12 protein-coding genes and 1 riboswitch are annotated in these 15,328 nt (G+C 50.3%); of the genes, 8 read left to right on the forward strand and 4 right to left on the reverse strand.

Translation table 11 applies throughout. From position 1 onward, the window contains the following. Nucleotides 1-235: 235 nt before the first annotated feature. The 5 genes from JMI88_RS25545 (at nucleotide 236) to asd (ending at nucleotide 7,767) form a co-directional block, all read left to right on the forward strand. Nucleotides 236-1,621, forward strand: coding sequence for an acyltransferase family protein (locus JMI88_RS25545; RefSeq protein WP_201364791.1), 1,386 nt, complete (start codon nucleotides 236-238; stop codon nucleotides 1,619-1,621). Nucleotides 1,622-1,978: 357 nt separating this feature from the next. Then, nucleotides 1,979-2,096, forward strand: a riboswitch (SAM riboswitch). Between the two features lie 438 nt (nucleotides 2,097-2,534). Then, nucleotides 2,535-3,680: a homoserine O-acetyltransferase MetX gene (gene metX / locus JMI88_RS25550; RefSeq protein ID WP_201364792.1), complete on the forward strand. Its 1,146-nt coding sequence runs from the start codon at nucleotides 2,535-2,537 to the stop codon at nucleotides 3,678-3,680. Between the two features lie 20 nt (nucleotides 3,681-3,700). Further along, nucleotides 3,701-5,029, forward strand: a complete 1,329-nt coding sequence (locus tag JMI88_RS25555) for a homocysteine synthase (protein ID WP_201364793.1) — start codon at nucleotides 3,701-3,703, stop codon at nucleotides 5,027-5,029. An 88-nt stretch (nucleotides 5,030-5,117) separates the two neighbouring features. Continuing rightward, nucleotides 5,118-6,599 carry an aspartate kinase gene (locus JMI88_RS25560; RefSeq protein ID WP_201364794.1) on the forward strand — a complete coding sequence of 494 codons (1,482 nt, stop codon included), beginning with the start codon at nucleotides 5,118-5,120 and terminating at the stop codon, nucleotides 6,597-6,599. A 97-nt stretch (nucleotides 6,600-6,696) separates the two neighbouring features. After that, complete coding sequence (gene asd / locus JMI88_RS25565) at nucleotides 6,697-7,767, forward strand: aspartate-semialdehyde dehydrogenase (protein ID WP_201364795.1); 1,071 nt, start codon at nucleotides 6,697-6,699, stop codon at nucleotides 7,765-7,767. Between the two features lie 62 nt (nucleotides 7,768-7,829). Here asd and JMI88_RS40225 read toward each other — a convergent pair whose 3' ends face one another. The 4 genes from JMI88_RS40225 to JMI88_RS25580 form a co-directional block, all read right to left on the reverse strand. Beyond that, nucleotides 7,830-7,958 (reverse strand): hypothetical protein, encoded by a 129-nt coding sequence (locus tag JMI88_RS40225; RefSeq protein WP_268906023.1) that lies wholly within the window; start codon nucleotides 7,956-7,958, stop codon nucleotides 7,830-7,832. A 50-nt stretch (nucleotides 7,959-8,008) separates the two neighbouring features. Next, the gene (locus JMI88_RS40230) at nucleotides 8,009-8,335 is read right to left on the reverse strand and encodes a DUF2207 family protein (protein ID WP_201364796.1); all 327 of its coding nucleotides are present in this window, start codon (nucleotides 8,333-8,335) and stop codon (nucleotides 8,009-8,011) included. Further along, on the reverse strand, nucleotides 8,320-9,639 hold the full coding sequence (locus JMI88_RS25575; protein WP_201364797.1) for a DUF2207 domain-containing protein: 1,320 nt from the start codon (nucleotides 9,637-9,639) through the stop codon (nucleotides 8,320-8,322). Before JMI88_RS25575 ends, JMI88_RS40230 begins: the two co-directional genes overlap by 16 nt. A 223-nt stretch (nucleotides 9,640-9,862) precedes the next feature. Next, nucleotides 9,863-11,161, reverse strand: coding sequence for a S53 family peptidase (locus JMI88_RS25580; protein WP_201364798.1), 1,299 nt, complete (start codon nucleotides 11,159-11,161; stop codon nucleotides 9,863-9,865). Nucleotides 11,162-11,549: 388 nt separating this feature from the next. Here JMI88_RS25580 and JMI88_RS25585 point away from each other — a divergent pair, with 388 nt between their 5' ends. From JMI88_RS25585 to JMI88_RS25595, 3 genes are all read left to right on the forward strand, one after another. Next, a complete protein-coding gene (locus JMI88_RS25585) occupies nucleotides 11,550-12,635 on the forward strand; it encodes a CHAP domain-containing protein (RefSeq protein ID WP_201364799.1) in 1,086 nt (361 codons plus the stop codon). A gap of 535 nt (nucleotides 12,636-13,170) precedes the next feature. Further along, nucleotides 13,171-14,121: a CHAP domain-containing protein gene (locus JMI88_RS25590; RefSeq protein ID WP_201364800.1), complete on the forward strand. Its 951-nt coding sequence runs from the start codon at nucleotides 13,171-13,173 to the stop codon at nucleotides 14,119-14,121. Nucleotides 14,122-14,346: 225 nt separating this feature from the next. Then, on the forward strand, nucleotides 14,347-15,303 hold the full coding sequence (locus tag JMI88_RS25595) for a CHAP domain-containing protein (RefSeq protein WP_201364801.1): 957 nt from the start codon (nucleotides 14,347-14,349) through the stop codon (nucleotides 15,301-15,303). The last annotated feature ends 25 nt before the right edge of the window (nucleotides 15,304-15,328 follow it).

A 15,328-nucleotide genomic window follows, 5' to 3' on the forward strand; every position in this document is an offset into this window, starting at 1 on the left:
ATTTGTGAGTAGGTGCAACAGGGGCGCATCCGCGCCCCTGTTGCACCTACTCACAAAAAGAACATGGGGACGCCTGCGTTCCCCACGCCTGACGTATGCTGATTCCCAGCGTGCTGGGAATCAGACACGCTGTGAGAAGCAGTGTTCAGCAGTTTTTATCTTTGTTATGAACAAGCGTTAAGAGTTATTTTACGCATTTATATTTATTTATTGTGAAGAGCAAGTGAGGTTAAATTTGGCAGTCAGTCTATCCGCCGATCGTATCCAGGCAACGAGGCCTACAACGGAAAAGCAAGCACCGAAAAAACACAACACCATCCAGGTTCTGGATGGCTTTCGTGCCATTGCGATTTTACTTGTTATCAGCTACCATATCGAGCAAAAAAATCCCAGCTTCATCCACAAATTTCTCCATCCCCAAATTGGGGCGCCCTGGACCTTTGGGACTTCTGGAGTCAATCTTTTCTTCGTTCTCTCGGGTTTTCTTCTTTTCATGCCCTATGCTCGTGCACTTATATTTCAAGCCAAATGGCCTTCTATCCGCCAATTCTACTTACGACGTGCGCTTCGTATCCTTCCTGCATACTATATTGCATTGGCCATCGATGTCGTTGTGTTTCAACCACAATATTTACAACCTGATCACTGGAAACAGTTGTTTCTGTTCCTTATCTTATTCATGGATTCAACAACAACAACTTATCAACAACTCAATGGACCCTTTTGGACCCTGGCCGTCGAATGGCAATTTTACATGTTGCTTCCATTGGTTATGCTGGGATTCTTGTTTGTGCTCAAGCGATTGAAACCCACTCCTCGTTTGCGTCTTGGTGGTGTGCTTGGTCTGTGTTTCCTCCTCATTATCTATGGAATCGTCATGTGCTATATTGGTGGACTCTACGCTCATAAGCCCGGAGAAAACATTATCGCCACGATTGTTCTCGATCTTCTCTATGGTACCAATGGTAAGTACTTTGAAAACTTTGCCATCGGTATGGCCATTAGTGGCTGCTATATCTATGCACAACAGATACAAAGTACCTTCTTTGACCAGTGGATGAAACGTCTCAGTCCACTCATACTTGGTGCAGGTTGCCTCATCCTGTATTTTGCCGCTGTATGGACCTTTCGCATCGCCAATTTATCAAAAGGTGGTGCATTTTTTCTGCGCCTCGCACTATTAGATAATTTCTACAGTGTATGGGCTTCAACTGTGATTGCTCTGGGGTATGGATGCTGTATGTTTGCCCTGCTGTTTGGGCCAAAAATCTTGCGCTCCCCGCTGGAAATCTCGTTTTTGCGAAATTTGGCGTTGATCTCGTATGGGCTCTATATGTGGCATCTCCCTTTTATCATCTTTTTTCACGATCACATCCTACCAACCCTTGGGAACCTTGTAAATGAGCGATACAAATTGTATGCCACCTATTGGATCTGTATGTTCCTGGTAGCCTTTCCCATCGCTATCACGTCCTATATCTTTATCGAGAAACCCTGTATTGCTTTCAGTCATAAAAAGCGAATACAGGATAGAAAGGCACAATTAGAACAAATACCAACCACTCCTATGCTAACAGTACAGATGCAGGAGCAGAGTGCCTCGAGTCTACCATCTAACTGATGGATAGAAGAATCTGTATTGATGTGACTATCCTATAGCGCTACATCTTATGCGAATGAGATATGGGCGTTAGCAATGATATAACTCTCGTATCCTGCTCTCTATTTCCTCACGTTCCAGAGAGGAAGAGGAGCTTGATTGAGCTTAAAATTTCTGGATGATTGCTGCACTCGTGCTTGGGCCTAAAATTTGTGCAAATTTGCCGATATGTGTACTTTGCACACACGATTGTAATGTTTGTGCCCTTGACAGCGTTTGTCTGGCTTGGGTATACTACTCAATAACGTTAAGATACAAATCTCAAACCGAAGCAATAACAAAAGAACATACTATAACTGAATAATGCAGTGATAACTGCTCTCATCAAGAGAGGTGGAGGGATACGGCCCTGTGAAGCCCGGCAACCCGTTTGCAATGCAGCAAGCAGGGTGCCAATTCCGGTGGAACGTGCATCGCATGTTTCGCAAGATGAGGGGAACAGCAATGTAGCGGCCCCCCCCGAGTGAGGGGCTTTTTTGTTACCTGTTTCCTGGAATCTGGTGTACCTTACAATTGAAAAGTAGAATTGCGTTGAAGAGGAAGAGTAAATGTGAATGGGCGGCTACAGAGAGTTGACGGAGATGAGATGTCAGCGCCGTACCGGCATTGAATATGGCCTCTGAGTTGCAGGTTGAACCCTTTTGCGAGGTAGTAGATTGTGCCGTGAGCTACGTTATAGCTGTAGTGTTATATGTGCCATTGGCTGTTGGTATGTGGGAGGTTGGTAGTCAGGGTAGCTAGCAGGCAGGATAACACTCGTAAAGGTTGGCGCCGTGAGGTGTCAATAGATCAGGGTGGTACCGCGAAGACGTTTACCCCTCGCCCCTGCAGGGTGAGGGTTTTTTTGTTCCTTTTTCCAGGAAGGGAGTATTGCATGGTAGCGCAATTAGAATATGTGAATAGAGTAAAGACGCAGACAGAGAATGAAGTGTTGACATTCACCTTTGATCAACTTTTGCTGCAGCGCGGCGGGCGTCTGGCTCCTGTGACGCTGGCGTATGAGACCTGGGGTGAGCTCAATGCCACAGGCGATAATGCGATTTTGGTTGCGCATGCGCTGACCGGTAGTTCACATGCTCATGATGTTGAAGATCCAGAAAATCCCAAAGCTGGTTGGTGGAATCCTCTGATCGGCCCTGGAAAATACTTTGATACTGCGCGCTACTTTGTGATTTGCGCCAATATTATTGGCGGTTGTTATGGGAGTACGGGGCCCTCTTCAAAAAATCCTTTGACGGACCGCCCCTATGGTATGCGCTTCCCCGTGATTACGATTCGCGATATGGTGCGGGCCCAGTATATGCTGATTAAGCATCTGGGCGTGCGGCGGTTGGCGATGGTGGCTGGCGGCTCAATCGGGGGACAACAGGCCCTGGAGTGGGCGGTCGCATATCCCGATCTGGTGGAAAAAGTGGCCGTGATTGCGGCCTCGGCGGCTGTAACGGCCCAGGCCATCGCTTTTAATGAGGTGGCGCGCCAGTCGATTATGGCGGATGCTGCCTGGCAGTGTGGGGATTATCTGCCCAACCAGGGACCCGCGACGGGTCTGTCGATTGCGCGTATGCTGGCGATGATTACGTATCAGAGTGAGGAGTCGATGGAGCAGCGTTTCGCACGCAAGCAGGCGCAACGCGAGCCCGTGACGACTCCCACCTTTTCGCCTGATCTGGGTGGCCGCTTTGATGTTGAAAATTATCTCTATTATCAGGGCGATCAGCTCGCCCGTCGTTTTGATGCCAATAGTTATCTCTATATCAGTCGAGCGATGGATCTTTATGATGTAAGCGAAGGCTATCCTTCTCTCGAAGATGCTCTTGAGCGCATTCAGAGTCAGATGTTATTTGTTGGTATTAGTTCAGATTTTCTCTTCCCGGCGACACATGTGCGCTGGCTAGCAGATAAAGTACAAGCAGTTGGAGGCGATGCACGCTATGTGGAGGTAAATTCTCCCCATGGCCATGATGCGTTCCTGAAGGAATGGGACAAATTAACCGCCGCCCTCCGTCAATTCTCACTATAAAAAAAGGAGAAAGAAATCTCATGGCGTTAAATAGTAATCGAAGCTATGGTTTTGAAACGTTGTCTTTGCATGCTGGACAGGAAACCGCTGATAGTGCGACCGGAGCGCGCGCTGTGCCTATTTATCAGACCTCTTCTTATGTCTTTGATAGCCCTGAACATGCGGCGAATCTATTTGCTTTAAAGCAATTTGGTAATATTTATACTCGTATTATGAATCCTACCCAGGACGCCTTTGAGCGCCGTATCGCTGCTCTGGAAGGTGGCGTTGGTGCACTGGCGGTTTCGTCTGGACAGGCGGCCGAGTCGTTGGCGCTGCTCAATATCGCTGGCGCGGGTGATGAGATTATTTCGTCTGCCAGCTTATATGGTGGTACCTACAATCTGTTCCACTATACTTTTGCTAAGCTCGGCATTAAGGTCCATTTTGTGGATAGCCGCGATCCTGAGAATTTCCGGGGTCTGATCAATGAGCGCACCAAAGCGATTTATGCGGAGACGCTGGGTAATCCACGCCTGGATACCCTGGATATTAGCGCGGTAGCTGATATTGCCCATGAGCATGGCCTGCCTCTGATTATTGATAATACTTTTCCTACCCCTTATCTGGTACAGCCTTTAAAGCATGGCGCTGATATTGTTATTCATTCAGCGACCAAGTTTATTGGTGGACACGGCACATCCATTGGTGGTGTGATTGTGGATGGTGGCAAGTTTGACTGGGCGGCCAGCGGTCGCTTTGCCAGTCTGACCGAGCCCGATCCTTCTTATCATGGTGTGCGCTATGTAGAGGCCGTTGGCCCACTGGCCTATATCATCAAGGCGCGTGTCCAGTTGCTGCGTGATCTGGGTCCGGCCACCACGCCTTTCAATTCCTGGCTCTTCCTGCAGGGTCTGGAGACCTTGCCATTGCGTATGGAGCGCCATAGCCAGAACGCCCTGCGCGTGGCGGAATTCCTGGAGCAGCATCCTGCCGTGAGCTGGGTCTCCTATCCTGGTCTGAAGAGTCATCCCCAGCATGAGCTGGCACTGAAATACTTCACGCATAGTGGTTTCGGCGCTATCCTGGGCTTTGGCATCAAGGGCGGCCTGGAGGCCGGTAAGCAGTTGATTCGCCATATTGAGTTGTTCTCGCACCTGGCTAATGTGGGTGATGCGAAGTCGTTGATTATCCATCCTGCCAGCACCACTCATGCCCAGTTGACGCCTGAAGAGCAGATTGAGACAGGTGTCACACCTGATTTTATCCGCCTCTCAATTGGCCTGGAGACGGTTGATGATCTGATCGAGGATCTGGATCAAGCTCTGAATGCTGCGTTGGCCGATGTCAGTGTCGCTACGAATGCGTAAGTAAATCTCGCTTCAGGGCTGGCTGCTGATTTCGGTATGCGAGGTGATGTGGTCTGTCCTGAAGTCGTGTTGTGAATGGTGGTTTGTTATGGAACAATCTGTCTGTGTCTTAAAATTTGGTGGTACATCGGTCGGTAGCGGAGAGCGTATTCGTCGCGTCGCGTCCATTATTGCTGATACTCTGAATGATCCTACAACCCCGTTTCCCGTTGTCGTGGTCTCGGCTATGTCTGGTGTCACCGACCAGCTATTGCGTATTGCGCGTTTCGCTTGCTCTGGCGAGAGCGAGTCCTGTGACCAGGAACTGAGTGCGCTACGCCAGAAGCATCTGGATGCTGCCAGCCATGTTACCCATGTGGGTGAGGAACACACGCGTTTGCTTGGTGAACTGGAGAGTGCGCTTGAGCAACTGGCCGAGGATGTGCAGATCTTGCGTAACGCCGCGGCTAATAATGATATGGTTCATCTGCGCACGGCAACGGTGGCCTCCTGGGGTGAGCGGCTTTCTATTTTACTGGTTGCGGCTGCTACACGTACGCGCGGAGTGCTTGCGGAACCAGTGCGGAAAGAGGTCATTATTACCAGCCATCCTCCACATGATCCGGCGCAGCCTTTCGGGGTGGTAGAAGGTGCCGATCCACTGGCTGAGGAGACGCGGGTCAATGCCCAGGCACTGATTCATCCGTTGGTGCAGAACGGCGTGGTGCCGATTGCCGCTGGTTTTATGGGGCGAACGATCACAGGCTTTGTCACGACCCTCGGACGCAATGGATCAGATTATTCAGCGTCGGTGATTGGCGCGGCCCTCGATTGCGTGGATATTTCGATTTACACAGACGTTGATGGCGTGTTGACGGCCGATCCTCGCCTGGTTGCCAACACCAGATTGTTGCCACAATTATCATATGCGGAGGCGGCTCGCCTCTCCTGGTTTGGTGCCAAAGTGCTGCACCCGCGTACCCTGATTCCCATTGCTCATCGTAACATACCAGTTCGGGTGCGCAACTCGTTTCGCCCACATATCCGTGGCACGATCATTGGTCCCACCGGGCATACACCGAGTGGCGCAGGTGCGATCACCATCCGGCGCAACCTGGCCTTGATTACGGTGGAGAGCACGGACCTCTTTGGCGCTCCTGAGAATGCTGGACAGGTCTTTGACCTGGCTGCTAAAGCAGGCGCGGCCCCGGCAGCCATTTGTTCTTCTTCTGGCCATCATTTATCCTTTGTAGTAGATGAGAAGGCGGCTGACTCGGTTGTGGCATTATTGCATCATAATATGGATAACTCGCTCTGGCGTGTCTCACTGCGCCGTGGCCTGGCGGCCTGCGCCTGTATTGGTTCAGGTTTTACAAATGATCCGATGAGCTCGGCCCGCGCCATTACTGCCCTGGCCAGTGAGCGCATCCCGGTTATTTCGCAGGGGGCTTCCGAGCAGGGTATTACATTAATTGTAGAGAACCGTTCGAGTGAGCGGGCGCTGCGCTGTCTGCATCGGGATTTGATTGCGCCGGTGATCCCGCTGGTGCGCCATCCAGCAACCGCCAAGGAGGCGCGCCGCCAGGCCTGATATACTTATTTCAGGCAGAATGTTAGGAACTGAGGGACGGGCTTTCGCATGTATGCAGCCCGTCCGTTTTCATAAGAGTCAGTGGAAGAACGAATATATGGAAACATCGCACAAGAAGATTCCAGTGGGCGTGCTGGGGGCGACCGGTATGGTTGGCCAGCGCTTTATCGAATTATTGCAGGAGCATCCCTGGTTTGAATTGGTGGCTCTGGCGGCTTCGGATAAGCACAATGGGCTCCCTTATGCTGAGGTGACTGGCTGGCGTTTGTCTGGTAGCGATATGCCTGCTGCGGCGGCGAACCTACCAGTGGTGTCTTGCCGCCCTGATGCTATGCCCGGCGTCAAAGTGGTATTTTCGGCTTTGCCTGGAGAGATCGCGGGCGAGATTGAAATTGATTTTGCCCGGGCCGGTGTGGCCGTCTTCAGCAACGCCAAGAATCATCGTATGGGGGCTGATGTGCCCTTATTGATACCCGAGGTCAATGCGGGACATATCGCTGCTATTCCTCATCAGCAGAAGCAGCGTGGCTGGTCAGGGTTTATTGTAACGAATGCCAACTGCTCTTCAACGCCGCTGGTGATGGCGCTCAAACCACTACAGCAGGCCTTTGGTGTTAGTAAGGTGCTGGTTACTACCATGCAGGCGATCTCTGGCGCCGGTTATCCTGGCTTACCTTCTTATGACATCCTGGATAACGCTATTCCATATATTGGAGGCGAAGAAGAGAAGGTGGAAAGCGAGACGCTGAAGATGCTGGGCGAATGGCAGGAGGGGCGTGGCTTCGTAGATGCGCCGCTGGTCGTGAGCGCCCACTGCAACCGTGTAGCTACGCGTGAGGGACATCTAGAGTGCGCCAGCATCCAACTGGAGCGTCCGGCCAGTCCTGAGGAGATTATCGCGGCCTGGGAGAATTATGTACCGGAGTCGCAAGCTGCCCGCTTACCCAGTGCGCCCGAACGGGCACTGGTCTATCGCCGTGAAATCGATCGCCCGCAGACCCTGCGCGATCGTGACGCTGGCAATGGCATGACCGTTACCCTGGGCCGTCTGCGCCCCTGTCCGCTTTTTAGCTATAAGTTCGTGATGCTCGGTCACAACACCATCCGTGGCGCGGCCGGTGGCTCTGTGCTAAATGCTGAATGGTGTGTGAGCAAAGGTTTGCTCTAATTTATGTTGTTTTGCAAGCCATGCGTATAGCGCATGGCTTGCAAAACAACAACCATATTGATTTAGCCAGCACCGCTGGAGCCGCCACCGGCCGCTCCGGCGCCGCCGCCAAAGCTGCCGCCGCCAAAATTGCCAGAGCTGCCCCCTCCATAATTAGCGGGCTGGTACGAATGTGTATTTGTAATCACCATTATGCCTGCCATGTGATGATTATAGCTATCGTTGTCATAGCTATCGCTATCTATATTATTGGTTGCAGGTTGATTGAAGCCCAGGAACCATGGGGGAGGGAAGTAATCCCTAGTTGCTGAAATTTCCGTATCCAGCTATTTCCCCAGCCGAAACTGGTGGCGTAGGGCAGATAGCGCGTAAAGATGTCTTGCTTCTGCTGCATCGCGCTGTTTTTTATGCTATTGTTCCGCTGCAGGCTGTGCAGGTAAGAGTTGAATGAACGGCACTGTGCTACGGCTTGTAGACCTTGGGGTGAGAAGTAGCGTAGCGATCTGCGTATCCCCAGGCAGATGATGGCCGCCAGGATAAATCCCAATGGAATCAGACCCAGGGCCACATATACAGATTGGCCGCTACAATTAAGCCGGCGATGGTACCGAACAGGCCAATGGCGAAGAAAACCAGGCTGAGCCGGCCCAGTCCTTTGTGCGCGGGGCTATAGGTGGGCTCTACAAAGCCTCGCTGCTGGTACTCTTCCCGTATCGGCGCATCAAATTTGCCTGCCTGTGCCTGGTAGCGGCTATACACCTTTGAAAAAGGTATGGGCTCTACACCATTGGGCTGCTCTCCAAACAGGCAGCTAATCAAAACGCTTTCATAAGCCGAGAGCTGATCGGGAAGTGATTGTAGCTGCACACTGAAATCGGCTGGCGTCCTGGTTGCGTGGCCTGTTGCCTGCTCATTTTCTAGGATAGTGACAGCACCACGATTGGCCAAATCAAACAGGGATCCCAATGCCTGATTAAAACTCACCTTGCCACGATCAGGCGAGTTTACCAGCGCCCCCGCCACAGCCGGTGATAGATCAGCGGGTGGAGCATTGACGCTACCTGCTCGAACTGCTGGTGTAACTACTTTTGGTTGACTCTTGCGTTTATAGAATAGCATGCCTAGTACACTCAGGATTGTGATGCCAAGCGCACCAAGCAGGCCAGGTGCTAAAAATGTCTGGATCTCCTGTTGGTTGATTTGCCATTGTGGCGCAGTTTTAATCAAGCTGCCAGGCTGGAACTGCATCCCCACCTCTATCGGAGTACTGGCGGTCAAATTGTTAGCATGGTAGATGACGCCGCCAGGCGCAAATGGAATGGTAATGGTTGCAGGCCCCTGAACGACGGCTGGTGAGCCGATCAGGTGCGCATAAGTGGGATAATTGACCATCACTGTAGCTTTTTGGATAGTGTAGCTGTAATCGGTTGGCAGCGCATTCCAATCGAGCAAATTGGCCTTTGGGGTTTGTTGAATAGCTCCCCGGACGTGATATGTCAGCAGGAAGGTATGGGTCGCATCACTTTGTGGTTGAAAATGCCAGGTCACTTTGAGAGGATTGCCCGTTCCTATTTCATAGCTGCCTGCCGTTGTGCCTTGGTCCATAGCCTTGCCATCAATGCTGGCACCAACTACTGAGATGTTGTCTGTCCTATCGGTTGGAATTTCGCGATAGACAAAGCTGAAGGGGCCTCCTACAAAGCGGAAGGTTACGGCTTCAGTGATAAAAAGATCGCCATTATTTTGTATATTAATCGTGACATTAAAGTTATCTGCGGAGTATGTTTTGTCTCCTGCCGCCAGTGCTGGCGGCGCCAGTGTAGCGAGGAATAGCAAGACTAATGGAATTACTACACAGAGCCTGCGGATCATGTGACAACTCCTTATCTGATAGTGCATATATACATAAAAGTTCAATCATAAAAGTTCAACAGCGATATGTTTTTGCGTAAAAATAGTGCCGCATTAAAAATAGTGCCGTATAGTACGACGCTATAAATGGTCGTGATTCAAATATAAAGAGGCGCCAGAGAAAAGCCAGCCCGGCATCAATGATACCGGGCTGGCTTTTCTCTGGCGCAAATGCGACCTGGGTTTATGGGATCTCTTTGATCAGGGCTGGTACCAGGTATTCTGCGTTGGGCGTGCCCAGGCCAGTAACAGCATCCCAACCCGTTACGGCCGGATAGCCTTTGACTTTAGCGGACAGGTTATCGTTATTGCCCTGGGTGATATCGCGAAAGGCCTGCTGATAGTTGCCTGAGGTCGCGATCTTATAGAGGGCCGGATTAATAAAGCCAAGCGGCCGGCCAGCCATCTGATTGGCCAGGGCCATAACCGCGCTCCATACTGGCGAACTGGCACTGGTGCCACCAGCTTGCGTCCAATTGCCGTTGATATAAACAGCCATACCGGTGAAAGGATCGGCTACCGCTGAGACGTCGGGCACGCCGCGTCGATTTTTAAATTGTTCCTGGGTCGCCGGAGGTAACAGTTTCTGGAAGTCAGGCATGCTAAAGAACCGGCTGAAGCCGCCGCCACTGCCTGTCCAGGCCACCTCTTTGAATGTACCATGATCATTGACTAAATTAGTTCCTCCTACGCTGGTAACCCAGGGAGAAGAGGCCGCAAAACTGGTCGTAGGTACATTCGCGATCTTGGTTGCCTGGAGATCTGCATAGTCGGTCGCTCCATTATCACCAGAAGAAGAGAAATAGGTCATACCCTGCTGCGTTGTTCCTTTCTCCAGTAGCTGATCCCAGGCTTTGAGCTCGGCTTGTCCTTTCGCATCCTGAAAGGTTAGTTCTGAGGCACCCCAGCTATGCGAGACAATGTTGCCTAGCTTGTGATCGATGGCGTACTGTTCCAGCTGGCGAAATTCTGGGAGTCCAATGGTACCCTCAATTTCAGCTACGGGGCTGACCAGGAGCACTATGTGGGCGTCAGGAGCCAGAGCATGGATAATTTGTACATCCAGAGTGGTTTCGCTAGCCCAACCAGATTTGTCATGGTGGGGATCATATTCTGGAACATGGAGCGGGGCGATAACCTGTAGATTGACGGGGGGCAGGTTAAAGGTTTGATCAAATACTTTCATATCTTGTTGAATGGTGGGGCTGCCAAAGGAGACGATATCAATTACCGTTTGCCCCTTGCCAGTATAGCCCTTCTCATATAACGATTGGATACCATAGGCCTTGCGCATCGCATTGGGTGTCAGGCAGGTCGGTAATTGTTTGATGCTGGCCGGACAGGCGTCATCCGAAGCATTGCTTGTTGCTACTGTGGAAGTAGATTGTACTCCGTCCCCTAATACTGATTGGGGACTACAGGCTGCCAGCAGCAGGATCATTGAGAACAAAGAGAACAAAAGACGCAGGGTGGTGCGTTTCATCTTAGCTCCTACTTGTACTATGTTGTGTGAATGGCTAGGTCCGTTACGATTCTTACTATATCCTATCATGAATGATGTTTTTTTGACAGCAAACAGGTATCGTAGAAGAAGAGAATAATATGTATTTAGTGTAAAAGATGCCTGATTTTGAAATATAGAATGATCATCATAGAACAAATCATGCTAAAGAATGGAAAGCTATGTTGTGATATATAAAATTATACATCTGCTTTTAGTAATTACTGATGTAGGAGTATTTTCCTATGGAACGAGAAGGCATTTTGTCTTTTGACATTGTATGGGTACAGTTATGATTATAAGTTGAGTACGTCTGGGGTTGGGTCGTATTGTAGTAGTGCAGCTCAGCTGAATTATGAAGGTATTACGTATGTTGTCTTCTGAGCGTTACCATAAGCGTCGAAATAGCTATCGGCAGCGTAGTCGTATAGCTCCATTGGTAAATGAAGCTGTTCCGCATAGTGCTCCCATTGAGCAGTTGCCATTTCCTGAGAATATGCAATTCTTATCTTATGATGCCGTCCATACACCTCCTCTCTTTCCACCCGTAGAGCCGGGTGAGTATGCCGTGCCGGCGAATGAGCCTTTTCAGCATGTAGCTCCAGGAGGGCAGCCATTCCCTTTCGCCACCAGCGCGCCTATCGTACCGCCTGCCGAGAGCCTTTCCAGTTCTATACAGCAGTTTCTGGTCGAGCAAAAAACCGAAAAGATTGCGCTAGCTTCTGTCAAGCCTCAAGTGAGCGCTTCTCCTGCCCTGGTTATTCCAGCCAGGGGCCTCAAAAAAGCTCCATCTGGACAGACTCCATTACGAGGGAGGAGACTGGTTGTACATAGTGCTCTCAGTTTTTTATTGTTATTTTTAGCGCTGGGAGCAACTATGGCTTTGATGCCAGTAGATAATAGTAATGACCACGCGAATAGTAATTTTTCCTTTACTTTCCACATTGCCTCTGTACGCAAAAATGATACGGTCCTGATAACGGCCCAGGCTGCTACAGCGACCGCGGTAACTGTAGACGGCTATGATCCGGGAGGTGGACATATCTATGCAGGCGTTAAAGCGGCTCCTGCCAATATTCATCTTCCTGTTGCTGATTATGGCAGGTTGAGCCAGTTTTTTTACGGCCAATGTACGTATTGGGCCAACATGCGCTATCACCAGATTACCGGCCACTGGATACCCTGGCTGGGCAATGCTTATCAATGGGCTTATCAGGCCCCTGCTTATGGCTGGACAATCTCTGATACTCCTAATCCACAGGGTAAGTCGATCATGGTTTTTAGCCCATATGCTCAGGGAGCTGGTTCTTATGGACATGTGGCGGTAGTGGAAAGTGTCAATGCGGATGGCAGTGTCTTGACCAGCAACTGGAACTGGAATGGGGACTGGGCCACCTTCTCCTTGCGCACCTTCTATCCCGGTCGCGGCATCAGTTTCATCTGGTACCCCAATTAATCACCCAAGAAATGCTGTATACGATTTAGATATATTTTAAACTTGTGCAGAGAAAATACGGCTATCCAGGGGACGCTGACGCCCCTCATTATTTTTTTATGCAGTGGTGCGAGCCGTGCGCCCAGCGCACGGCTCGCACCACTGCATAAACTTTTTTGAGCGCCGTAAGCGCGTACCGTCATAGGTGCTGACGAGGATGTCGGGGATATCATCTCCTTGCCTCAGCTTGAAGGCATGATGTGCATGCATTTCAAACACGCTCAAAGGGTGGTTTTGTGGCGTGTTAAAAAGCCCCAAAGGGACTAAAAATAATGTTCATCTCTATGTAAACGCTTCTCTTGATACTCGGCAAGAGAAGCATTGTGCCATATTAAAAATATTTATATCCAAATGCATGATAGTTATATGGTCCTACAAAAAGTCTGATTAATTGACTGAAGCACTGCCATTTAGGTAAAGTCAGGTTGAGTATTTGAAAAAATCTATTTGGAGCGTCATCTTTTGATGCACCCTTATAAGACTGAAGGTAATGCGTATGTTATTTCGTGATCGTTCCCGTAATGCCGATACTGAGCAACACAATGGCGTTACTCCTCCGGCATCCAGAGGGGGAGGCGCTCCGAGCATGTTGATGGAACAGGAGAGTCTTCCTGACTCAAATACTCCAATGCCTGTTCCGGGTGATGCACAGTCTCCTCTTGTTCCCATGCCTCTCGATACCGACGCAGTCCCTGGTATAGCGCATAAAACAACCGATGCTTTGCGTGGACCAGTGTTTATTCCCTCCACCGGCAAGAAAAGCTCGGGCACGTTGCGCGCTCCGGCTCCTCCACAGGGAAAGCGAACTATGGTGCATATTGGTGTAGCGGTTGCCTTGATTTTTGTTGTAATTGGAGCGTTTGCCGCCGTTCTTCCCACCGGCAATGGTCAGGCCAGCAGTGCCCTGACAAAGATATTTAACCCTGGCACCGATACAAAGACTTCTCATACCAATGATACCGCTCTGATTGCCGCTCAGGCGGCCACAGCCACCGCAGTAACTCAGGATGGTTACGATGCTGGTAACCAGGTTTATGCTGGTGTGCAATCAGCTCCCACCACCAATATCCCTGCTCAAGATCAGGGGAGTTTGAACCGTTTCTTCTACGGTCAATGCACGTATTGGGCCAATATGCGTTATCATCAATTAACTGGTCACTGGGTGCCCTGGCTGGGTAACGCCTATCAATGGGCCTACCAAGCCCCGGCTTATGGTTGGAAAACATCTTCAGTTCCCAATCCAAATGGACCATCGATCATCGTGCTGGCCCCTTACACGCAGGGCGCGGGATCTTACGGTCACGTCGCGGTCGTTGAGACGGGTGTCACTAATCCCTATAATGGCGTCTCAACCAGCAACTGGAACTGGAATGGCAGCTGGGGTGTTACCACCTACGTGACCTTCTATCCTGGCTCTGGTGTGACTTTCATCTGGTTCCCAGGTTAATCGGCAATTTTAAATGAGTGGAGATAGAAATACTCTATCTCCACTTTACTTTTTATGCAGCGATTTTTGAGAAAAAAGTAAAAACTAGATGGGTACATAGTCCTAATACGTATCAATAAATTGACTCAGATAGGTGTAATTAGATAAATTGGAGATGGAAGTCTAGAGAAACGCAATTGATTGCGGCTCTTAAAAGATGTTTTTATCCAAGTGAAGGAAGTATACATGTTTTCGAATGAACACACTGCTACGTCGTCCGACGTAGAACAACTGGATTTTGACGCTCCTGCCCAGCCTAAGGGCGGTGTTGCCACATCCCAGGCCCCAGTTGAGCAGATGCCAACGGCGGTGAAGGAGAGGCAGGCGGGAGAAGCGAAGCCAGTCGCAGTTTCCAGTGCGAAAAAGGAACTTACTTCCCCTCAACGCGGACCAATCTTCATTCCTGGTACTGGCAAAATAAGTTCCGGCACATTGCTACCTCCCAAAGGGAGAAAGGCTGTCATTAATATTGGAGCTACGATCGCCCTGCTGGCGGTTACAATTGGCGCTCTGGCAGCTGTGTTACCGATGAGTTCTGGTTTGGCGAATAGTTGGGGAACAATATTTCATCCAGGCTCTAGCACAGTTATGTCCCAGCAGAATAACACGGCACTGATTGCGGCCCAGGCGGCCACGGCCACCGCAGTAACGCAGGATGGCTTTGAATATAATGGTGCCGGCGGTAAATACTCTTTTGCTGGCGTACAGAATAATTTTACCTTGCCTGATGGCTCACAAACAACTTCTACCGGTACGACCGGCGGTATTTCTTCTAGTACCGGTACCATTGCTGATAGTAGCTTCAACAATCCGTTTACTCCCGGGCAATGTACCTATTGGGCTGACTATGAGTACCATCATTTGACCGGCTACGCGGTTCCCTGGAGCGGCAATGCCTCGGCCTGGGCGGCGAATGCCAGTGCCTATGGCTGGAATGTTTCTTCTCAACCCCATGTGCCCTCAATTATCGTGCTGCAGCCAGGCGCTCAATATGCTGGCTGGGCTGGACACGTAGCTGTGGTTGAGAAAATAAACTCCGATGGCTCGGTGGCTACCACTAACTGGAACGTTGTCGGCTGGGGAGTCTTTTCCTGGAATAACTATCGACCAGGTCCTGGTGTCTCTTTTGTCTGGCACCCATAACCTGTATCTACCTGGTTAAAACTAT

It is taken from the genome of Dictyobacter formicarum, assembly GCF_016587435.1.